The sequence below is a fragment of the Micromonospora sp. NPDC048868 genome (genome assembly GCF_043198195.1).
GTDB lineage: Bacteria > Actinomycetota > Actinomycetes > Mycobacteriales > Micromonosporaceae > Micromonospora > Micromonospora reichwaldensis.
The window spans coordinates 61,687-81,878 of sequence record NZ_JBICUN010000001.1 but is presented as its reverse complement, the minus strand read 5'-3'; the positions used below and the strand labels follow the sequence as shown (position 1 = coordinate 81,878).

Below are 20,192 nucleotides of genomic sequence, written 5' to 3'. Positions count from 1 at the left end.
CGAAGGGAACACCCGGCGTCCGGGTCGGCTCAGGTGGCGGGGAGCGGCGCGACCGGGCCCGGGGCGGGGTCCTGCGGCCCGGGGACCGTGAACAGCGGCAGGAAGACCTGGGTCAGCGGGCCGATGCCCAGCGCGTAGGCGATCGTGCCGACGCCCACCGTCCCGCCGAGCAGCCAGCCCAGCGCCAGCACCGTGACCTCGATGACGGTGCGGACGAGCCGGATCGAGCGGCCGGGCCGGCGGGCGACGTAGCCGGTCATCAGGCCGTCGCGGGGGCCGGGTCCGAGGCGGGCGCCGAGGTAGAGACCCGTCGCCGCCCCGTTGGCCACGATGCCGGCGACCAGCATCCCGGCCCGTACGCCCAGCGACCCGCCGGCCGGCATCAGCGCGAGTGTCGCGTCGACGACCAGCCCGACCACCAGCGCGTTGCTGACCGTGCCGAGGCCGGGGCGCTGGCGCAGCGGTATCCAGAGCAGCAGCACCAGCACGCCCACCGCGATGGTGACGGTGCCGATGGAGAGGCCGGTCAGCTCGGACAGGCCCTGGTGGAACACGTTCCACGGGTCCAGGCCCAGCCCCGAGTTGATCATCAGAGCCATGCTGACGCCGTAGAGGACGAGGCCCGCGTAGAGCTGGCTGAGTCGCCGCGCGGGACGATGTCGGAGATTGCCAATCGGTGTCACCCATGCCACGCTAAAGGCCAATTGGCGCAGCGTAAGAGCCAATCCGGGAGGAGTGGCCATGACGAGTCAGGTTCGGGGTGTCCAATTGGCCCGGCTCCTCGGTCAGTGGCATGCGCTTCCCGGCCGCCGGCGCAGCCCCGACTACGCCGCCCTGGCCGGTGCCGTACGCGGCCTGCTCGCCGACGGCCGGCTGCCGCTGGGCGTGCGGCTGCCCGCCGAGCGGGAGCTGGCCGAGGCGCTGAAGATCAGCCGGACCACGGTCACGGCCGCGTACCGGGAGCTGCGGGAGAGCGGGCACCTCGCCAGCCGGCGGGGTGCGGGCAGCTGGACGATGCTCCCGGGCACCCACCGGGTGGCGAGCACCGGGCTCTGGACCCCGCTGGACGACCGCGACATGATCGACCTCGGGGTCGCCGCGCTCGCCGCACCGCCCGAGCTGCTGCCGGCCGCCCGCGCGGCGGCCGAGGACCTGCCCCGCTACCTGGGCGGCGCCGGCTACCACCCGACCGGGATCATCGAGCTGCGCGAGGCGGTGGCCCGCGCGTACACCGAGCGGGGTCTGCCCACCTCGCCCGACCAGATCATGGTCACCAACGGCACCCAGCACGCCCTCGACCTGGTGCTCCGGCTGGCCCTCGCCCCCGGCGGCAACGTGCTGGTCGAGGCGCCCAGCTATCCGAACGCGCTGGCCGCGCTGGCCGCCCGCCGGGCCCGGATCACCACCCACGGCCTGGCCGTCGAGGAGCCCGGGTGGGACGCCGACCTGCTGCTCGGCACCCTGCGGCAGGCCCGGCCCAAGCTGGCGTACCTGATCCCGGACTTCCAGAACCCGACCGGCCACCTGATGCCGGCCGCGCTGCGCGAGCGGGTGGTGGCCACCGCGCACGCCGTCGGCACCGACCTGGTCGTCGACGAGTCGTTCGTGGACCTGCCGCTGGACGGGACGGTGCTGCCCCCGCCCACCGCCAGCTTCGACCGGCACTCCCGGGTGGTCAGCATCGGCGGGATGAGCAAGCCCTTCTGGGGCGGCCTGCGGATCGGCTGGGTGCGCGCCTCCGCCCCGCAGGTGCAGCGGCTCGCCGCCGCCCGGGTCGGCGTCGACATGGCCAGCCCGGTCCTGGACCAGCTGGTCGCGGTCCACCTGCTCGCCGACGCGCCGGCCATCGTCGCCGCGCGCCGGGCCCAGCTCACCGCCCAGCGCGACGCCCTGCTGGCGGCGCTCGCGCAGCGCCTGCCCGAGTGGCGGGTCACCGTCCCGCACGGCGGGGTGACCCTCTGGGCCGAACTCGACGGGCCGATCTCCAGCGCGCTGGCCCGGGCCGCCGAGGAGGTCGGCGTACGCCTGGCGCCCGGTCCCCGGTTCGGCCTGGACGGCACGTTGGAGCGCTTCCTGCGGCTGCCGTTCACCCTGCCGGCCGCCGACCTGGCCGAGGCGGTCGGCCGCATCGCCGCCGTCCGGTACGACTTGGACCGGGGCGGCCGGTCGCAGTGGCGGGAGCCGGCGGTCATCGCCTGAGGCGGACCGGGTGGCCCGGGGCCGGGGTTGCCGGCCGGGTCGGTCAATCGCGCCTGCCTCCGGTCCCGCGGCTGCGAGACTGCGCAGGTGGGGGATGCGCGGGGGATGCGGTGGCCGCGCGGGATCCTGCCGAACGCCCCCGGCTCCCGCACCACCCGCCTGGAGCTCTTCTACGACCTCGTCTTCGTCTTCGCCTTCCTCAACGTGACCACGGTGACGGCCGGCAGCCTGGACGCCCGCGGACTGATCCGGTTCCTCGTGGTGCTGGCCCTGCTCTGGTGGTGCTGGAGCGGCTTCGCGGCGCTGGGCAACGTGGTCCGCACCGACCAGGGCTTCGCGCCGCTTGTCGGGTTCGCCCTCTCCGCCGCCGTGTTCGTGCTCGCGCTGAGCCTGCCGAAGGCGTTCATCGACCGCCCCGGCGGGCTGCCCGGCCCGCTGGTCTTCGCCGCCTGCTACTTCCTGGTCCGCGCGACCCAGGTGACGGTGTTCCTCTGGGCCGTGCGCTCCGACCGGGAGGTGCGCCGGCGGATGCCCGTGCTGATCCTGCCGCTCCTGGTGGCGACGGGGCTCATCCTGACCGCCGCGCTGGTGCCGCAGCGGCTCTTCGACGACGGCGCCGAGACCGGTCTGCGGCTAACGTTGTGGGTAAGCGCGCTCGCCGTCGAGTACGGCGCCGGCCTGGCCCAGCACCGCGCGGGGTGGACGGTGCTCTCGGCGGGGCACTGGGCGGAACGGCACGCGCTGATCATCATGGTGGCGCTCGGCGAGTCGATCATCGCGTTGGGGCTCGGGCCCGGCACCACCGCCGCCCTGCCGCTGACGTGGCCGGTGATCGTCGCGGCGCTGCTCGGCTTCGCCGTGGTCGCGGCGCTGTGGTGGGCGTACTTCGACACCCTCGCCCTGGCCATGGAGCAGGTGCTGCACCACACCCGCGACCCGCGTACCCGCGCCGGGCTGGCCCGGGACGTCTACACCTACCTGCACCTGCCGCTGATCACCGGCGTGATCCTCTTCGCGCTGGGCCTCAAGGGGCTGATCCACGAGGGCGCCGACCCGGCGACCCCGAGCTGGGGGGTGCCGCTGCCCGGCTTCGACATGCTGGCCCTCTACGGCGGGGTCGCGCTCTACCTGCTCACGCTGATCCTGCTCGGCAGCCGGATGCTGGGCGCGGCGCGCTGGCCGTCGATCTGCGGGGTCCTGCTGCTCGTCGCGCTGACCCCGGTGGCCGGGCGACTGCCGGAACTGGTCGCCCTGGCCATGCTGGCGGTGGCCGCCGTGCTGACGGTCGCGGTGCAGACGGTCGTCGACGCCCCGCGGCGGCGGCGCGTGCGGCAGGTGGCGCTGGAGGAGCAGCTCGCCTCCGAGGCCGAGCAGACGCGGTGGCGGGGCCACCACCTGTGAGCCGGCGCCCCGCCCGTCCGACGTCGGCGACCCCGTACGCAACGTGGGGCCGCCGACGTCGCGGGCTCAGAGCTCGGCCAGCGTGCCCGCGTACATCTTCTCGATCTCGCCGGCGAAGTTGCTCTCCACGCCGCGGCGCTTGATCTTGAGCGACGGGGTGATCTCGCCGTCCTCGATGGTCAGGTCGCGCGGCAGGATGGCGACCTTCTTGATCGTCTCCCAGCGGTTGAGCTTGGCGTTGAGCTCCGCCACGTACCCCTCGACCATGGCCTTCGCCTCCGGCGAGGTGACGATCTCGGTGTAGTCGCGGCCCTCCAGGGGAGTGCCGGCGGCCCAGCCCTTGATCGCCTCCGGGTCCAGCGTGACCAGCATCGTGCAGTAGTTGCGGGCCTGGCCGATCACCACCGCCTGGGAGGTGTACGGGCAGGTCGCCTTGAACATCCCCTCGATGTGCGAGGGTGCGATGTACTTGCCGCCCGAGGTCTTGACCAGGTCCTTCTTCCGGTCGGTGATCTTCAGGTAGCCGTCGGAGTCCAGGGTGCCGATGTCACCGGTGCGGAAGAAGCCGTCCTCGGTGAACGCGGCGGCGGTCTCCTCGGGCAGGTTGTGGTAGCCGCGCATCACCGGCCGGCCGCGCACCAGGATCTCGCCGTCGGTGTCGATCCGGCACTCCAGGTCGCCCATCGCCTTGCCGACGGTGCCGATCCGCAGCCCGTCCGGCGGGTTGACGAAGTTGCCGGCGCTGGTCTCGGTGAGGCCGTAGCCCTCGGAGATCGGCAGGTTCGCCGCGGCGAAGAAGGTGGCGATCTCCGGGCTGAGCGGTGCGGCGCCGGAGACGAGCACCCGGATCCGGCCGCCGAGGCGGGCCTGGAGCTTGCTGAACACCAGCTTCTCGGCCACCGTGTACTTCAGCTTCAGCCCCGTCGGGAGCGGCCGGCCGGCCTGCTCCAGGGTGACCTTCTCCTTGCCGACCCGGACGCCCCAGCCGAAGATCTTCGCCTTCGCGCCGCCGCCGGCCTGCGCGGTGGTCACCGCCTTGTTGTAGACCTTCTCGAAGACCCGGGGCGCGCCGCACATCAGCGTCGGCCGGATCACCGAGAGCAGTTCGACCAGCTTGTCGACCCGGCCGTCGACGTACGTCGGCAGGCCCACGTGGATCGCCCCGCAGAGCAGGGTCTTGCCGAACGAGTGCGACAGCGGCAGCCAGAGGTACTGCAGGTCGTCGTCGCGGAGCAGCCCCACCTCGACCTGCGCCACGCCCTCCCAGCACCAGCCGCCGTGCAGCAGCTCGACGCCCTTCGGGCGCCCGGTCGTGCCGGAGGTGTAGATCAGCGTGGCCAGGTGCTCGGGACCGATCCCGGCGACCAGCATGTCGATCAGGTCGGGCTCGGCGGCCAGCGCGCGGGCGCCCTGCTCCTCCAGCTCGGCGAGGGTGAGCTGGGGGACGGCGGCGGCCGGGTCGGCGGCGCCGTCGAAGAGCACGACGTGGGTCAGCGCCGGCAGGTTTGCGCCGGCGATCTTGGCGGCCTGTGCCGGGTTCTCGGCGAACAGCACCCGCGAGCCGGAGTCGGCGATGATGTAGGTCGCGTCGTCGGGCTCCGTGGTGGGGTAGACGGTGGTGGTCGCGCCGCCGGCGCACATGATGCCGAGGTCGGCGATCACCCAGTCGAGCCGGGTGTTCGCCAGGATCGCGACCGGATCCTCCAGACCGACACCGAGGCCGTGCAGCCCGGCGGCGACCGCCTTGGCGCGACGGGCCATCTGCTCCCAGGTCAGCCAGACCGGCCCGGAGTCGTCGGGGGCCGGGTGGGCGAAGGCGTCGCGGTCGGGGGACGCCGCCACGCGCTTGAGGAACATGTCGGGGATGGAACGGTACGGTACATCGAGAGCCATCGCTGTAGCCGCCTTCGGGGGGTGGAGACGTGACCACGGTCACGTCGGCGTTCGTTACCGAAGGGTATTGCCTGCGCCCGGGCATCGGCTAGCCCTGTGGATCACGGCTGGGCCACGTCTCGGAAGATGGACGCCCGGCTCAGGCGTACCGGGCCGCCTCCAGCGACCAGTCGTAGGTGGCCCGGATCCAGTTGCGCCGCGCGGTGAGGGCCGGCCGCAGGCCGTCGTCGCCGGTGGCGAGCAGCGCCGCCTCCGTCGCCAGGTACGCCGAGAGACCCTCGTTGAACCGGTCGGCCGCCGCCCGCAGGGCCGACGACTCGTCGCCGGCCGCCCGCCCCGCGGCGATCACCGCGACCAGATTGTGCACGTCCGGCTGGGTGAGGTGCTCCTTGCCGTACGAGAAGACGTCGTTGCACCAGCAGACCAGGTCGGCGGCGAGCAGGTCGAGCGCGACAAGCGACGGCTCGGCGCGGTGGGTCGCGCCCGGCAGGGCCCCGGCCGCCAGCTCCGTGAGGGTGAAGCTGGGGTGGACCCCGCCGGTGTGCCGGCGCATCTGGACGTACTCGGCCAGCCCCGGCGCCCGCCCGTGCTCCCGGTTCGCCGCCTCCCAGAGCAGCGCCAGCAGATACTCCCGCACCTCGCCGACGAAACGCAGCAGCGCCACGGGCCCGCCGGCGGCGTGGGCCCGCCGGCACAGCTCGCCCAGCGCCTCGCCGAGCGGCCCGGCCACGGTCGCGTCGGCCCGTCCCCCGTGGCCGTCCAGCACGTCCAGCAGGGCGGCCACGGTCGGCGCCAGCCGGGTGGGGGAGTCGCCGAGGCCGTCCTCGTCGCAGGCGTCGTCCATGACGAACAGCCAGGAGATCAGGTCGGTGAGCAGCCGCAGCCCCTCCACTGGACCCTCCGGGCAGGCCCGCCCGGCCAGCCCGGCGGCGTCGGCCCGGCGCAGCCGGTGCAGCCGGGGCCCGTCGCCGATCAGCCCGTGGCCGAGCGCCCACTCGATGCTCTCCCGCGCCACCCGTGCGGTGGCGTCGTGCTGGCGCGCGGGAAAGGGGGGTTCCCGCAGCGCCGAGATCGCGAAGGTCCGCATGGTGCCCCCCTGTCGCGCCGCCCCGCAGCGGGACGGCGCGGGACAGCGTACGGGAGCAGAAATCGGTGACAATCGCTGGCCCGGTCGCCCCTCCGGACCGGGCTGCGGCTGTCCGCCTGCGGGGCGTCACATGCCCAGGTCGGCGCCCCGGAGCCGCTCGGCCGGTGCCGCCGGCCCGTCGATCTGCACCCGGGACACCCGCTGCCGGCCGCTGAGGAACAGGACCAGCTCGCCCGGCGCCCCCACCACCCGCACCGGTTCGCCGCCCCGGCCGACGGAGAGCTCCCCGTAGCCGGGCGCCTGGACGAAGACGTCCGCCGGGAAGCGGCGCAGCGCCAGCCGGGCCAGCCCGGTGCACCGCTTCCAGAGCGCCGCGTTAAGCCCCGCCCCCAGGTCGCGGGGGAGCCAGCCCGGGCGGGCGCGGCGCACGTCCTCGTGGTGGATGAAGAACTCCAGCGTGTTGGCCAGCTCGTCGGTGAGCGGGTTGCTGACCGGGCTCCACACCGGCGGCCGGCGCACCTCTTCGAGGAGGCGTGGCCAGGGGCGCGCGGCGACGCGCAGGCGCACCCGCTCGGCGTAGCCGCGCAGCGGCGGGAGCAGGATGCCACCGGCGGCGTCGGGCCGGCGTTCGCGCAGCACCAGGTGGGCGGCGAGATCACGGGTGGTCCATCCCTCGTTGACCGTCGGCGCGTCCGGTCCGAGCGTCTGCATCAGGTCGACGAGCGCCTCGCGCTCCGTTCGGGCGTACCGCGGCATGCCCCGATCGTAGGCGCGCCCGGCCCACTCGGCGCGCCGAGCGGGCCGGCGGCCGTGACGGTGGACATAGCGGTCCGGGGCGGCGGAGCTGGCTCGGACCGGTAAGGATGAGGAGGATAGGTGCGGCTTACGGCGGGGGAGAGCGTGGCGAGCAGGACAAGTCGGGACGTGCTGGTGCGGGGGCTGGCCGTCCTCGGGCGGGCGATCCGGGAGCAGCCGCGCATCTTCGCGGTCGCGGTGAGCGGCAGCGTGCTCTTCGGCGCCATGACCGTGGCCAGCGCCTACGTGGTGGGTGCCGTGGTCGGCGACGTGGTGGTGCCGGCGATCGAGCGTGGTGAGGTCGGGGTCGGCGGGCTGGCCCTGGCGGCCGTCGCGCTGTTCGGCATCAGCGTGCTGCGGGTGGCCGGCATCTTCGGCCGCCGGCTCGGCGCGGGTTACATGCAGTACCGCCTCCAGGCCGCCTACCGGCGCCGGGTCACCCGCCGCTACCTGGAACTGCCGCTGTCGTGGCACCACCGCAACGCCACCGGCACGCTGCTGTCCAACGCCAACTCCGACGTCGAGGCCGCCTGGTACCCGATCGCCCCGCTGCCGTTCGCGGTCGGCACCCTGGTGATGCTGGTCGGCGCGGTGGCGTCGCTCTTCGCCACCGACTGGGCGCTGGCCATGGTCGGCGTCGCGGTCTTCCCGGCGCTCTTCGCGCTCAACGTCGCCTACTCCCGCCGGATGGCCCCCCGCCAGGCCCGGGCCCAGCGGCTGCGCGCCGAGGTCAGCGGCATCGCCCACGAGAGCTTCGACGGCGCCCTGGTCGTCAAGACGATGGGCCGGGAGGCGCAGGAGACCGACCGGTTCGCCGCCCGCGCGGGCGAGCTGCGCGACTCGCTGGTGGCGGTCGGGCGGCTGCGCGGCGTCTTCGACCCGCTGCTGGAGGCCCTGCCCAGCCTCGGCACCCTCGCCGTGCTGGTGGTCGGCGGGATTCGGCTGCAACAGGGCGCGATCAGCGTCGCCGAGCTGATCAGCGTCGCCTTCCTCTTCACGGTGCTGGCGTTCCCCGTCCGGGCCATCGGCTGGGTGCTGGCCGAGCTGCCGCGCAGCGTCGCCGGCTGGGACCGGGTCCGCCGGGTGCTCGACGCGACCGGCGAGATGGCGTACGGCGACACGACGCTCGACGTGACGGATTCCCGCCCGGCCACCCTCGCGTTCGCGGGCGTCCGGTTCGGCTACGAGCCGGCCGAGGCGCACCTGCCCGGCACCGAGGTGCTCGGCGAGGTCTCCTTCACCGTGCCCGCCGGGAAGACCGTCGCCCTGGTCGGGCCGACCGGCTCCGGCAAGTCGACGATCGCCGCGCTGGCCGTGCGGCTGGTCGACCCGCTGGCCGGCACGGTGTGCGTGGACGGGGTGGACGTTCGCCGGCTCACCGCCGCCTCGCTGGCGGGCACCGCCGCGCTGGTCGCCCAGGTGCCGTTCGTCTTCGACGACACGGTGCGGGCCAACGTGACCCTGGACCGGCCGGGCATCGGCGACGACGACGTCTGGGCCGCGCTGCGGCTGGCCGAGGCGGACGGCTTCGTCGCGGCCCTGCCCGACGGTCTCGACACGAAGGTCGGCGAGCGGGGCACCTCGCTCTCCGGCGGCCAGCGGCAGCGGCTCACCCTGGCCCGCGCGCTCGCCGGCCGGCCCCGCCTGCTGGTCCTCGACGACGCGACCAGCGCCGTCGACCCGCGGGTGGAGGCGGCCATCCTGGCCGGGCTGCGCTCCTCGGCGGGGCAGGCCGGGGTGCCTGCCGCGTCGATCCTGGTGGTCGCCTACCGGCGGGCCACCATCGCGTTGGCCGACGAGGTGGTCTACCTGGAACAGGGCCGGGTGCTCGCCCGCGGCCCGCACGCCGAGCTGCTGGCCACGGTGCCTGGCTACGCCGACCTGGTCACCGCCTACGAGCAGGCCGAGGTCGACCACGCGAAGGACGAGACGTACGACGAGGTCGCCCCGCTGACGTCGGGCCTGGAAATCGAGGTGGACCGGTGAGCGTTACTACCACCACGGACACGGCACGGAAGGCCGAGGCCGAGGCTGCCGACGTTCCGGAGACGACCGAGACGACGTGGCAGACGCTGCGCCGCGGTCTGGCGCTCTCCCCGGAGCTGCGGGTCGGTCTGGCCGGCACGCTCGGCCTGGCCCTGGTCTACATGGTCGGCCGGGCGGCCGTCCCGGTGGCGGTGCAGCAGGGCATCGACAACGGCATCGTCGGCGGCCTGGACCTGGGCGTGGTCTGGACGGTGGTCGCCGCCACCGCCGCGGTGCTGGTGGTGACCACGATCTGCGGCTACCTGATGATGCGCCGGCTCTTCACGGTCAGCGAGACCGCGCTGGCCAACGTGCGGATCCGGGCGTTCCGGCACGTGCACGACCTGTCCATGCTGCACCAGCAGTCGGAGCGGCGCGGTTCGCTGGTCTCCCGGGTGACCAGCGACGTCGACCAGATCACCCAGTTCCTCCAGTGGGGCGGCGTGATCCTGGTGATCAACCTCGGTCAGCTGGCGGTCACCACGCTTGTCATGTTCGCGTACTCCTGGCAGCTGACCCTGGTGGTCTTCGCCGCCTTCCTGCCCGCCGTGTTCGTGATCCGGCGGCTCCAGCGCCGCCTCGCCGGGGCGTACGGGGTGGTCCGGCAGCGTACGGGCACGCTGCTCGGCGCGATCGGGGAGAGCGTGGTCGGCGCCCCGGTGATCCGGGCCTACGGGATCGCCGGCCGGACGGCCCGCCGGCTCGACGAGGCGATCGACGGCCAGCGCCGGGCCCAGCAGCGGGCGATCAGGATCAGCATCATGGGCAGCTCGGTCGGGGAGCTGGCGGCCGGCCTGGCGCTGGCCGGCGTGGTGGTGCTGGGGGTGACCCTCGGAGCCGACCGCACCCTGAGCATCGGCGAGGTGACCGCCTTCCTCTTCCTGGTCACGCTCTTCATCCAGCCGGTGCAGATCGCCACCGAGGTGCTCAACGAGGCGCAGAACGCCATCGCGGGCTGGCGCCGGGTGCTGGACGTGCTGGACGTCGAGCCCGACGTCGCCGACCCGGGCGAGCAGGGCCGCGAGCTGCCGTCCGGCCCGCTGGACATCCGCTTCGCGGGGGTGCGCTTCGCGTACCCGGGGGGTCCGCCCGTGCTGCACGACGTCAGCCTGGAGATCCCGGCGAAGAGCCGGGTGGCGGTGGTGGGCGAGACCGGCAGCGGCAAGACCACCTTCGCCAAGCTGCTCACCCGCCTGATGGACCCGACCGCCGGCCAGGTGCTGCTCTCGGGCGTGCCGCTGGAGCGGGTCCGCTTCGGCTCGCTGCGCTCGCGGGTGGTGATGGTGCCGCAGGACGGCTTCCTCTTCGACGCCACGGTGGCGGAGAATGTCCGCTTCGCCCGCCCGGAGCTGACCGACGCGCAGCTCTCGGCGGCGTTCACCGAACTGGGGCTGGCGGACTGGCTGGACGGGCTCCCGTCGGGCCTGCACACGTCGGTGGGGGAGCGCGGCGAGGCGCTGAGCGTGGGGGAGCGGCAGCTGGTGGCACTGGCCCGCGCGTACGTGGCCGACCCGGACCTGCTGGTGCTGGACGAGGCGACCAGCGCGGTCGACCCGGCCACGGAGGTGCGGCTGCAACGCACCCTGGACGCGGTGACCCGGGGGCGCACCACCCTCGCGATCGCGCACCGGCTCTCCACGGCGCAGGCCGCCGACGAGGTGATCGTGGTGGACAAGGGCCGGATCGTGCAGCGCGGTCCGCACGACGAGCTGGTCCGCGACCCGGAGTCGATCTACGGCCTGCTCTACGCCTCCTGGCTGGAGCAGACCCGCTGAGCCGACCCGCTGAGCCGACTCGGCGCGGGCGTCGGCCCGTGTGGCGCGCGGCCCGGCGGCGTGCCGGGCCGCGCGGTGGTCAGCGGGAGTAGAACTCCACCACCAGCTGCTCGTCGCAGATCACCGGCACCTCGTGCCGGGCGGGCTCGCGTAGCAACGTGGCCCGCAGCTCGGCCAGCTCCACCGACAGGTACGGCTGGCCGGGTCCCTCGGTGGCGTTGGCGCCCGCGGCGGCGAGCTGGAACGGCAGGGTCGTGCGGCTGCGTTCGCGGACGGCCACCACCTGGCCCGGACGCAGCCGGTACGACGGCCGGTCGACCTTGCGCCCGTCGACGGTGAAGTGGCCGTGCGCGACGAGCTGCCGGGCCTGGTAGATGCTGCGGGTCAGGCCGGCCCGGTGCACCACCGCGTCGAGGCGTCGCTCCAGGAGCGCGACCAGGCTCTCGCCGGTCTTGCCCGCGCTCCGGGCGGCCTCGTCGAAGGCGCGCCGTAGCTGGGTCTCGCTGACGTTGTACTGGTGGCGCAGGCGCTGCTTCTCCAGCAGTCGCACCTGGTAGTCCGATGTCTTGCGGCGCTGCCGGCCGTGCACTCCGGGCGGGAAGGGGCGCCGCTCGAAGTACCGCACGCACTTGCGGGTGAGGGGGATGCCGAGGGCGCGGGAGAGGCGGGCCTTGGGCCTGGGTTGGTTCACGCTGGACGTCTCCGATCCGGTGCTCTAGTCTCCGAGTTAGGTAAGGCTAACCTACGAAGGAGTCGTTCATGCGGCCCAGCCCGGCGGAGATCGTCCGCACCCTCGTCGCGGGCCGGCTGCCCGGCATCGCCCACGTCGCGCACCGGCCCGGCCCGCACCAGGTCCGGCACGTGACCGACCCGGACGGCCGGGTGCTGCTGCTCGTGCCGGTCGTCAGCGACCTCGCCGCCGCGCTGCGCCCCGCCGACGGCGACTCCGAGGTCGCGCTGGTGCTGGACGTGCTGGACCTGCCGCCCGCCGCCGGCGCGCCGAGCCTCGGCCGGGCCTGGGTCTCCGGCTGGGCGGCCCGGCTGGACGGCGACGAGGAGCGCCGCGCCGCGCTGGACTTCGCCGCCGTGGAGCCGGCCGGTGACCTGCTCGACGTCGGCACCCGGTTCCGGCTGCACCGCTTCGAGGTGGTCGAGGCCCGCTGGGAACGCGGCGACACCGTCCGCCGCATCGACCCCGAGGCGTACGCCGAGGCGGAGCCCGACCCGCTGCACGCCGTCGAGGCCGAGCTCCTGGCCGACCTCGCCGACCACCACGCCGCCGAGGTGGCCGGGTACCTGCGCCGCCAGCTCGGCCTCGCCGACGGCGGCGGCGACACCGCGCCCCGGGTGGTCCGGATCGACAGGTACGGCCTGCTGGTCGTCCACGGCCGACCCGGCGCCCGCCGGCGCGTCCGGCTGGCGTTCCCACGTCCGCTGGACTGCCAGGCGGAGCTGACCCGGCTCCTGCATCCGCTGGTCTGCCGGCACGCCCCGTCCCGGCACGCCGACCACGCCTGACCGGGTGCCGCCGCCCGGGCCGTCCGGTCAGCCGGCGAAGACCTCGGCGAGGTCGCCCGTCAGGTAGCGCTGCACGGTGGGGCCGACCGCCGCGACGAGGGTCTCCGGGGCGGCCGAGGCGACCGGTTCCAGCCGGACCACGTGCCGCATCATGGCCAGCCCGATCAGCTGGCTGGCCACCAGCGAGCCGCGCAGCGGCAGCTCGGCGGGGTCGACGTCGAGCTGGTCGACGATCCTGCGCAGCACCTGGGTGACCAGGAACTCCCGCAGCAGCCGGGCGGTCCACTCGTTGCTCACCGCCGAGCGCAGCAGGGCCACGCCGGCGGTGCCGGCCGGGGAGTCCCAGACGCCGAGGAAGGCGCGCACCAGCCGCTCCCCGAGACCCGCGCGGTCGCCCGCGAGCACCCTCGGCAGCAGCTCGGCCGGGTCGACCGGCGCGTGCATCGCGGCCAGGAAGAGCCGGTCCTTGCTGCCGAAGTAGTGGTGCACCAGCGCCGGGTCCACCTGCGCGGCGGCGGCGACGGCCCGGATCGAGGCCCCGTCGAAGCCCCGCTCGGCGAAGGCGGCGCGGGCCGCGTCGAGGATGGCCTGCCGGGTGTCCGGGTTGCCGGGTCGTCGTCCGGTCCGCCGCGCCATCGTCGCCCTTCGCTCCACAGTCGTCCCGCCGCCGGCCGCGTCGCGCCCCGCCGGTCGGGGCGGCGGCTCAGCCGCTGCGCCGCCGGAGGGTGGCTGCGGCGAGCACCAGCGCCAGCGCCGCCGCGCCGGCGACCACCGCCACGTCCCGCCACATCGTGCCGGTCGGCTCCGCGTGGGCGCCGACCTCCTGGAGCGCCTCGACGGCGTACGACAGGGGCAGCACGTCGCTGACCGCCTGCAACCAGCCCGCCATCTCGCCCCGGGGCACGAAGAGCCCGCAGAGCAGCAGCTGGGGCACGACCACGACCGGCATGAACTGTACGGCCTGGAACTCGGTGCGGGCGAAGGCGCTGCAGAACAGCCCGAGCGCGACGGCGAGCACGGCGTTCAGCGCGGCGACCAGCACCACCAGCCCGCTGTGCCCGGCGGTGTCCAGCCCGAAGACGCCGTACGCGACCACGGACGCGACGACCGCCTGGACCACCGCGGCCAGGCCGAACGCGATGCCGTAGCCGAAGAGCAGGTCGAGCTTGCCCAGCGGCGTGGTGAGCAGCCGCTCCAGCGTGCCCGTGGTGCGCTCGCGCAGCATCGCGATGCTGGTCACCAGAAACATGATCACGAAGGGGAAGAAGCCGAGCATCACCAGGGCGACCCGGTCGAAGGTCGACGGCTGCCCCGGCGGGGCGGGCTGGTCGACGTACATGGCGTGGACCAGGGCGAGCAGCACCGACGGGACCACCAGCAGCAGCGCCACGGTGCGCCGGTCGTGCCGCAGTTGGCGCAGGATGCGGCCGGTGGTGGCGGCCAGGATCCGGGGGTTCACGACTCCTCCCGTCCGGCGGCGCCCGCCCTGATCAACCGCAGGAACGCCTCGTCCAGGTCGTCGGTGCCGGCGGCGGCGCGGACCGCGTCGGGGGTGTCGTCGGCGATCAGCCGCCCCTCGCGGATCAGCAGCAGCCGGTCGCAGCGGGCCGCCTCGTCCATGACGTGGCTGGAGACCAGCAGGGTGGTGCCGGCGGCGGCCATGGCGTGGAACCGGGCCCACAGGTCGGCCCGCAGCACCGGGTCCTGTCCGACGGTCGGTTCGTCGAGGACGAGCAGTTCGGGCTCCCCGACCAGGGCGCAGGCCAGCGACGCCCGGCTGCGCTGCCCGCCGGAGAGGGTGCCGACCAGTTGGCCGGCGGCCGACCCGAGCCCGACCTCGGCGACCGCCCGGTCGGCTTCGGCCCGTCCCCGGCCGTGCAGGGCGGCGAAGTAGCGCGCGTTCTCGCGCACCGTCAGGTCGGCGTAGACGCTGGGCGCCTGGGTGAGGTAGCCGACACGGCGGCGCAGCTCCGGCGACCCGGCGGGGCGCCCCAGCACGGTCACCGAGCCGGCGCCGAGCACCTGCACGCCGACCACCGCCCGCAGCAGCGTGGTCTTGCCGCTGCCGCTCGGGCCGAGCAGCCCGGTGACCGAACCGCGCGGCACGTCCGCGCTGATGCCGTGCAGCACCCGCCGCCCGCCCCGCTCGACGACCAGGCCGCGTACGGCGATCGCCTCGTCCACCGGCGCCTCCCGGGGAAACTCATCATCCGTTGAACTCGACGCTAACGGAGGCCCCCGCCGGGTCGCAACGATCGACCCGCGCGGGACCCCGGTGCGGCGGGGAAATGGGTCGGGCATTAGCCTTCGGACCCGGACAGCGGGTCCGCCAACGGGCATCAGGCGCGGCATCGGGCATTGCGCCCTGATCGGACGTACGGCACGATGGCGCCGTGGGTCACGCTGCGTCACCGGACGAGAGGTTCCTCGGCGAATGGGCGGCCCGGTTGCGGGCCGGAGCCGAGCAGCCCGTGGTGGGCATCATGCTGCGCGGCAGCCACGCCCGGCGGGCCGCCACCGCGCACAGCGACGTCGACGTCGACGTGTTGCTCGACGGCGCCCCGTACGCCGCCCGCCGGGCGTTCCTGGCCGAGCACGGTGGCCGGCTGACCCACGTATCGGTGGCCGCCCGCGACGTGAACTCCTGGCTGACCCGCCTCGGCGAGCCCGCCGACTGGGCGTTCGGGCTGCCGGTGACGGCGCCGGCCCGGCTGCTCTGGGCGGACCCGCACTGGCGGCCCCGGATCGACCTGCCGGTGCTCTGCCATCCCGCCGGCGAGCCGCAGCTGGAGGAGCTGATCGCGACGCTCGGTAAGGTGGCCGGCGCGCGGGACGCCGACGACCACCTCGGCGTCCGGCTGGCCGCCGCCGATCTGGCCCGGCTCTGCCCGTCCGTGCTGCGGCTGGCCAACCCCACGGTCCGGGTGACGTCCCGGCGGGCGGCCTTCTCCGCCGCCCTGGACCTGCCGGTGGCGCCCCCGCACTACCGGGAGGACCTGCTGCTCTGCCTCGGCCTGCGGCCCGGCTCCGTCGGCCAGCTCTGCGCCGCCGCGGCCCGCCTCGTCACCGGGGTCCTGCCGCTGGTCCGCCCGTACGCCGCCGAGGTCGCGCGGGCCGCCGGCGCGGACCTGGCCGACGCCCTGACCGACGGCCGGCTGGACCGCTACGTCGACCAGCTCACCCGGCCCGCCCACCGGCCGCCGCGGCCCCGGCGGGAGCCGTCACCCGTGCCCGCCCCGCGTGCGGGACAATGGGTCACTGTGCCCGTACCTGACGCGCCCGTGACCGGCGCCCACCCCAGTCCGCAGGAGCCCGCGGCCGACGGCGCGGTCCGTCCGTCCCGGCTCGACCCGGCCATCGCCGCCCGGCTGCGCCGCACCCCCGACGGCCTGGTGGCCGCCGTGGTCCGCCAGCACGACTCGGGTGAGGTGCTGATGGTCGCCTGGATGGACGACGAGGCGCTGCACCGCACCCTGACCACCGGCCGGGCCACCTACTGGTCGCGCAGCCGCCGGGAGTACTGGGTCAAGGGCGCCACCTCCGGGCACCACCAGTACGTCCGCGCGGTGTCCCTGGACTGCGACGGCGACGCGCTGCTGGTCGACGTCGACCAGGTCGGCGCGGCCTGCCACACGGGGCACCGCACCTGCTTCTTCACCGAGCTGCCGGTCGGCGGGGACGGGGCGGGTGCCCGGTGAGCGCGCAACGCGTCACGCCCGGCGGCTCCCGCACCGACGGCGCGGTCAGCCCCGACCCGGCCACCTTCGCCGAGCTGGCGGCCCGCTGGCGGGTCGTGCCGGTCACCCGCCGGCTGCTCGCCGACGCGGAGACCCCCGTCGGCGTCTACCGCAAGCTCGCCGGCGGCCCGGGGACCTTCCTGCTGGAGTCGGCCGAGCAGGGCGTCGGCTCGGCCGGCCTGGCCTGGTCGCGCTACTCGTTCATCGGCGTACGCAGCAGCGCCACGCTGACCGAGCGGGACGGTGCCGCGGTGTGGACGGGCCACCCACCGGCCGGCCTGCCCACCACCGGTGACCCGGTCCGGGTGCTGCGCGAGACCGTCGAGGCGCTCGCCGGCCCGGCGTTCGACGCGGCCAGCGGCATGCCCCCGCTGACCGGCGGCATGGTCGGCTATCTCGGCTACGAGCTGATCCGGCGCTTCGAGCGGCTGCCCGAGCTGACCGAGGACGACCTGGGCGTGCCCGAGCTGGGCATGATGCTCGCCACCGACCTGGTGGTCCTCGACCACTACGACGGCTCGGCGATCCTCGTCGCCAACGCGATCCTGCCGCCGCTGGCCGAGCCGGACCGGGACGCCCAGGTCACGGCGGCCTACCACCACGCGGTCGGACGGCTCGACGCGATGACCACCGCGCTGTCCCGGCCGATCCCGCCGATGGTCTCGACCGTCGGGCGGCCCCCGGCGGGCGAGGTGCGCAGCCGTACGCCCGAGGGCGGCTACCCGAAGGCCGTCGAGGCGGCCAAGGAGGCGATCCGGGCCGGCGAGTGCTTCCAGATCGTGCTGGCCCAGCGGTTCGAGCGGGACACGCACGCCGACCCGCTGGACGTCTACCGCGTGCTGCGCACGACGAACCCGAGCCCGTATATGTACCTGCTGCGCTTCGACGGCTTCGACATCGTCGGGTCCTCGCCGGAGGCGCACCTGAAGGTGACAAGCGACGCGGAGGGGCGGCAGCGGGCGCTGCTGCACCCGATCGCCGGCACCCGGCCGCGCGGCGGCACCCCCGAGGCCGACGCCCGCCTCGCCGCGGAGCTGCTCGCCGACCCGAAGGAGCGCGCCGAGCACGTGATGCTTGTCGACCTGGGCCGCAACGACCTGGGCCGGGTCTGCCGACCGGGCACCGTCGAGGTGCCGGAGTTCGCCACCATCGAGCGCTACAGCCACGTCATGCACATCGTCTCGACAGTGGTCGGCACGCTGCGTGAGGACCGTACGGCCTTCGACGCGCTGGCCGCGACCTTCCCCGCCGGCACCCTCTCCGGGGCGCCCAAGGTGCGGGCCATGGAGATCATCGAGGAGCTGGAACCGGTCCGGCGCGGCATCTACGGCGGCACCGTGGGCTACTTCGGCTTCGGCGGCGACCTGGACATGGCGATCGCGATCCGCACCGCGCTGATGCGCGACGGCAGGGCGTACGTGCAGGCCGGGGCGGGGGTGGTGGCCGACTCCGACCCGACCGCCGAGGACCAGGAGACCCGGAACAAGGCCGCCGCCGTGCTCGCCGCCATCGCCGCCGCCGAGACCCTCCGGCCCGCCCGATGACGGCCGCCGAGCCGCGCGGGCGGGAGCCGGGGACGACTCCGGCCGCCGACGCCGGGGGCGCGCCGCCCGGCACGTACCGGCGCGAGCTGACGTACGCCGTGCTGCTCTGCGTGGCCGGCGCGGGCCTGGCGCTGTGGGCGTCGACCCGCACCTGGGCGGTCGAGTTGACCGCCCGGCCCACCCCGCTGCCGCCGGTACGCGACGCCCGCACGGGCGCCGGCCTGCTGCCCTGGCTGCCGGCACTGGCCCTGGTCGGGCTGGCCGGCGGCGGGGCCGTGCTCGCCACCCGGGGACGGGCGCGGCGGCTGCTGGGTGGGCTGCTGTGCGTGCTCGGCGCGGCCGTGGCGGCCGGCGGCGGTTACGGCCTGGTCGCGGCGTTCGACGGCGAGGTCGCCCGGCAGTGGCCGGCGCTCTGCCTGCTCGGCGGGGTGCTCGCCACGGCGGGCGGGCTGCTGACGGCGCTGCGGGGGCGGCGCTGGCCGGCGATGGGCGCCCGCTACGAGCGGCGGCCTGCGGGCGACGCCGCGCCGGCCGCCCGGGGCGAGGGCGACCGGGTCACCGGCCGGCACACCACCGAGGCGTGGGACGCGCTGGACCGGGGCGAGGACCCGACGGTCAGCTGACCGGCTGGCGCTCGCGGGCGGCGGCCCGGGCCGCCGCCAGCTCCGCCACCAGGCGGTCCAGCTCGGCCCGCTGCTCGGCCCGGGCCCGGTCGGCGCAGACCGCCTCCCAGGCGTTGCCCCGCGCGGTCCGCATGCGGGCCTCGCCCACCACGGCGCGCTCGAGGGTGTGGACCACGCCGACGGCGAGCGATGCGACCGTGCGCGAGACGGTCGTCAGTCCGATGGGCTGGTGCGGCTCGACAGTGCTCATGATCACCCCGCGAGGATCGTTGGTGACGGTGGGGCAGGCGCGTCATCGAGTCTGCCCGAGGACGATGCTGGCTGGTTCACGTTTCGCCGTGGTGACCGACACGTCAACACTGCTCGCAGGGCCGCCACCAGGCAAAGGGCCGTTCGACCTTGAGGTAGGTCACACCATCGACCGGCGTCCGCGGCGGGCGCCGGACCGGGCGGCCGGCCGCGCCCTCAGATAGGATCACGTCGATGACCCGGGGGCGGAGGCGGGAATGGTCGGGTGTCGTTCGTCGTGGGGTGCGGTCGCCCTGCGTGACATCCCGTTCACCGGAGGTCGGCCATTATGCCCCAGCCCATCTCGTGAGGCACGCCATACCCCCGGCGGCCGTCGCCAGGTGGCGCCCCCTAGCATCGGCCCATGACACCCGGAGAGGGGAGTCCGTTGGTGACTGCTGAGCATGCGCACGCGGAGGGGGACGACGCCGGTACGGCAGCGTCCGTAGGCGTGCTCGACGAGATCCTGGCCGGCGTGCGTGAGGACGTCGCCCGGCGCCAGGAGCAGGTTCCGCTGGAGCGGATCCGCGAACTGGCCGCCGCCGCGCCGCCGCCGCTGGACGCGTACGCGGCCCTGCGCAAGCCGGGCGTCGCGGTGATCGCCGAGGTGAAGCGCTCGTCGCCGTCCAAGGGGCGGCTGGCCGAGATCGCCGACCCGGCCGACCTGGCCGGCGACTACGCCGCCGGCGGGGCACGGGCGATCAGCGTGCTGACCGAGGGCCGCTGGTTCGGTGGCTCGCTCGACGACCTGGCCGCCGTCCGCGCCGCCGTCCGCATCCCGGTGCTGCGCAAGGACTTCGTCGTCTCCAGCTACCAGGTGCACGAGGCCCGCGCGCACGGTGCCGACCTGGTGCTGCTGATCGTCGCCGCGCTGGAGCAGAACGCCCTCGTCGGCCTGCTGGAGCGGATCGAGTCGCTGGGCATGACCGCGCTGGTCGAGGTCCACGACGAGGAGGAGGCCGACCGCGCCCTGGAGGCCGGTGCCCAGGTCATCGGGGTCAACGCCCGCAACCTGCGTACCCTGGAGGTCGACCGCTCGGTGTTCGAGCGGATCGCGCCCGGCCTGCCCAGCAGCGTCGTCAAGATCGCGGAGTCGGGGGTGCGCGGCCCGCACGACCTCATCCGGTACGCCTCGGCGGGCGCCGACGCGGTCCTGGTCGGCGAGGGCCTGGTCACCCAGAAGAGCCCCCGCGAGGCGGTGGCCGAGCTGGTCAACGCCGGCAACCACCCGGCCACGCCCCGCCCGGTGCGCTGACCCCGCGCCGGTCCGTCAGCACCGAGAGGACGATCGATCCCGTGAGCGAGCG

At 74.9% G+C, this 20,192-nt stretch carries 18 protein-coding genes and 1 pseudogene; 10 read left to right on the top strand and 9 right to left on the bottom strand.

The features are described 5' to 3' along the window. Window positions 1–29 precede the first annotated feature (29 nt). The gene (locus ACGFNF_RS00380; protein WP_393164806.1) at window positions 30–683 is read right to left on the bottom strand and encodes a YitT family protein; all 654 of its coding nucleotides are present in this window, start codon (window positions 681–683) and stop codon (window positions 30–32) included. A 58-nt stretch (window positions 684–741) separates the two neighbouring features. Here ACGFNF_RS00380 and ACGFNF_RS00375 point away from each other — a divergent pair, with 58 nt between their 5' ends. Further along, window positions 742–2,199, top strand: a complete 1,458-nt coding sequence (locus tag ACGFNF_RS00375; protein WP_393164804.1) for a PLP-dependent aminotransferase family protein — start codon at window positions 742–744, stop codon at window positions 2,197–2,199. Between the two features lie 105 nt (window positions 2,200–2,304). Beyond that, window positions 2,305–3,600, top strand: coding sequence for a low temperature requirement protein A (locus ACGFNF_RS00370; RefSeq protein ID WP_393165308.1), 1,296 nt, complete (start codon window positions 2,305–2,307; stop codon window positions 3,598–3,600). Between the two features lie 66 nt (window positions 3,601–3,666). Here ACGFNF_RS00370 and ACGFNF_RS00365 read toward each other — a convergent pair whose 3' ends face one another. The 3 genes from ACGFNF_RS00365 to ACGFNF_RS00355 form a co-directional block, all read right to left on the bottom strand. Next, window positions 3,667–5,493, bottom strand: a complete 1,827-nt coding sequence (locus ACGFNF_RS00365) for an AMP-dependent synthetase/ligase (protein ID WP_393164802.1) — start codon at window positions 5,491–5,493, stop codon at window positions 3,667–3,669. 139 nt (window positions 5,494–5,632) lie between these two features. Next, complete coding sequence (locus tag ACGFNF_RS00360; protein ID WP_393164800.1) at window positions 5,633–6,580, bottom strand: terpene synthase; 948 nt, start codon at window positions 6,578–6,580, stop codon at window positions 5,633–5,635. Between the two features lie 126 nt (window positions 6,581–6,706). After that, window positions 6,707–7,336 carry a TIGR03085 family metal-binding protein gene (locus ACGFNF_RS00355; RefSeq protein WP_393164798.1) on the bottom strand — a complete coding sequence of 210 codons (630 nt, stop codon included), beginning with the start codon at window positions 7,334–7,336 and terminating at the stop codon, window positions 6,707–6,709. A 144-nt stretch (window positions 7,337–7,480) separates the two neighbouring features. On the opposite strand from ACGFNF_RS00355, the gene ACGFNF_RS00350 reads away from it, so the two are divergent. After that, the gene (locus ACGFNF_RS00350) at window positions 7,481–9,361 is read left to right on the top strand and encodes an ABC transporter ATP-binding protein (RefSeq protein ID WP_393165306.1); all 1,881 of its coding nucleotides are present in this window, start codon (window positions 7,481–7,483) and stop codon (window positions 9,359–9,361) included. A gap of 86 nt (window positions 9,362–9,447) precedes the next feature. Continuing rightward, complete coding sequence (locus ACGFNF_RS00345; protein WP_393165304.1) at window positions 9,448–11,175, top strand: ABC transporter ATP-binding protein; 1,728 nt, start codon at window positions 9,448–9,450, stop codon at window positions 11,173–11,175. A gap of 79 nt (window positions 11,176–11,254) precedes the next feature. Here the strand turns inward: ACGFNF_RS00345 and rpsD are convergent, their stop codons facing one another. Beyond that, window positions 11,255–11,866 (bottom strand): 30S ribosomal protein S4, encoded by a 612-nt coding sequence (gene rpsD / locus ACGFNF_RS00340; RefSeq protein ID WP_393164796.1) that lies wholly within the window; start codon window positions 11,864–11,866, stop codon window positions 11,255–11,257. Window positions 11,867–11,934: 68 nt separating this feature from the next. Between rpsD and ACGFNF_RS00335 the strand changes: the two genes are divergently transcribed. Next, complete coding sequence (locus ACGFNF_RS00335; RefSeq protein WP_357577672.1) at window positions 11,935–12,693, top strand: DUF2470 domain-containing protein; 759 nt, start codon at window positions 11,935–11,937, stop codon at window positions 12,691–12,693. Window positions 12,694–12,720: 27 nt separating this feature from the next. Here ACGFNF_RS00335 and ACGFNF_RS00330 read toward each other — a convergent pair whose 3' ends face one another. The 3 genes from ACGFNF_RS00330 to ACGFNF_RS00320 form a co-directional block, all read right to left on the bottom strand. After that, window positions 12,721–13,329 carry a TetR family transcriptional regulator gene (locus tag ACGFNF_RS00330; protein WP_393164794.1) on the bottom strand — a complete coding sequence of 203 codons (609 nt, stop codon included), beginning with the start codon at window positions 13,327–13,329 and terminating at the stop codon, window positions 12,721–12,723. A gap of 67 nt (window positions 13,330–13,396) precedes the next feature. After that, window positions 13,397–14,152 carry an ABC transporter permease gene (locus ACGFNF_RS00325; protein ID WP_358116665.1) on the bottom strand — a complete coding sequence of 252 codons (756 nt, stop codon included), beginning with the start codon at window positions 14,150–14,152 and terminating at the stop codon, window positions 13,397–13,399. Then, a complete protein-coding gene (locus ACGFNF_RS00320) occupies window positions 14,149–14,877 on the bottom strand; it encodes an ABC transporter ATP-binding protein (RefSeq protein WP_393164792.1) in 729 nt (242 codons plus the stop codon). Before ACGFNF_RS00320 ends, ACGFNF_RS00325 begins: the two co-directional genes overlap by 4 nt. A gap of 299 nt (window positions 14,878–15,176) precedes the next feature. Between ACGFNF_RS00320 and ACGFNF_RS00315 the strand changes: the two are divergent. From ACGFNF_RS00315 to ACGFNF_RS00300, 4 genes and pseudogenes are all read left to right on the top strand, one after another. Further along, a pseudogene (locus tag ACGFNF_RS00315) lies at window positions 15,177–15,773 on the top strand (phosphoribosyl-AMP cyclohydrolase); the annotation flags it as partial. 180 nt (window positions 15,774–15,953) lie between these two features. Next, a complete protein-coding gene (hisI, locus tag ACGFNF_RS00310; RefSeq protein WP_357577716.1) occupies window positions 15,954–16,391 on the top strand; it encodes a phosphoribosyl-AMP cyclohydrolase in 438 nt (145 codons plus the stop codon). Beyond that, window positions 16,388–17,974 carry an anthranilate synthase component I gene (locus ACGFNF_RS00305; RefSeq protein WP_393164790.1) on the top strand — a complete coding sequence of 529 codons (1,587 nt, stop codon included), beginning with the start codon at window positions 16,388–16,390 and terminating at the stop codon, window positions 17,972–17,974. The genes hisI and ACGFNF_RS00305 overlap by 4 nt, the downstream gene beginning before the upstream one ends. After that, on the top strand, window positions 17,971–18,597 hold the full coding sequence (locus tag ACGFNF_RS00300; protein WP_393164788.1) for a Trp biosynthesis-associated membrane protein: 627 nt from the start codon (window positions 17,971–17,973) through the stop codon (window positions 18,595–18,597). The genes ACGFNF_RS00305 and ACGFNF_RS00300 overlap by 4 nt, the downstream gene beginning before the upstream one ends. Here the strand turns inward: ACGFNF_RS00300 and ACGFNF_RS00295 are convergent. After that, window positions 18,590–18,847 carry a hypothetical protein gene (locus ACGFNF_RS00295; protein WP_101415126.1) on the bottom strand — a complete coding sequence of 86 codons (258 nt, stop codon included), beginning with the start codon at window positions 18,845–18,847 and terminating at the stop codon, window positions 18,590–18,592. The genes ACGFNF_RS00300 and ACGFNF_RS00295 overlap by 8 nt on opposite strands. 489 nt (window positions 18,848–19,336) lie before the next feature. On the opposite strand from ACGFNF_RS00295, the gene trpC reads away from it, so the two are divergent. Further along, window positions 19,337–20,140 carry an indole-3-glycerol phosphate synthase TrpC gene (gene trpC / locus ACGFNF_RS00290; protein ID WP_192581374.1) on the top strand — a complete coding sequence of 268 codons (804 nt, stop codon included), beginning with the start codon at window positions 19,337–19,339 and terminating at the stop codon, window positions 20,138–20,140. The last annotated feature ends 52 nt before the right edge of the window (window positions 20,141–20,192 follow it).

What these genes read in the sequence shown, in the direction of transcription:
- ACGFNF_RS00300 (WP_393164788.1), top strand. Translation starts at nt 17,971, where the DNA reads ATGACGGCCGCCGAGCCGCGCGGGCGGGAGCCGGGGACGACTCCGGCC.
- ACGFNF_RS00360 (WP_393164800.1), bottom strand. Translation starts at nt 6,580, where the DNA reads ATGCGGACCTTCGCGATCTCGGCGCTGCGGGAACCCCCCTTTCCCGCG.
- ACGFNF_RS00375 (WP_393164804.1), top strand. Translation starts at nt 742, where the DNA reads ATGACGAGTCAGGTTCGGGGTGTCCAATTGGCCCGGCTCCTCGGTCAG.
- ACGFNF_RS00330 (WP_393164794.1), bottom strand. Translation starts at nt 13,329, where the DNA reads ATGGCGCGGCGGACCGGACGACGACCCGGCAACCCGGACACCCGGCAG.
- ACGFNF_RS00335 (WP_357577672.1), top strand. Translation starts at nt 11,935, where the DNA reads ATGCGGCCCAGCCCGGCGGAGATCGTCCGCACCCTCGTCGCGGGCCGG.
- ACGFNF_RS00295 (WP_101415126.1), bottom strand. Translation starts at nt 18,847, where the DNA reads ATGAGCACTGTCGAGCCGCACCAGCCCATCGGACTGACGACCGTCTCG.
- ACGFNF_RS00355 (WP_393164798.1), bottom strand. Translation starts at nt 7,336, where the DNA reads ATGCCGCGGTACGCCCGAACGGAGCGCGAGGCGCTCGTCGACCTGATG.
- ACGFNF_RS00365 (WP_393164802.1), bottom strand. Translation starts at nt 5,493, where the DNA reads ATGGCTCTCGATGTACCGTACCGTTCCATCCCCGACATGTTCCTCAAG.
- ACGFNF_RS00370 (WP_393165308.1), top strand. Translation starts at nt 2,305, where the DNA reads ATGCGGTGGCCGCGCGGGATCCTGCCGAACGCCCCCGGCTCCCGCACC.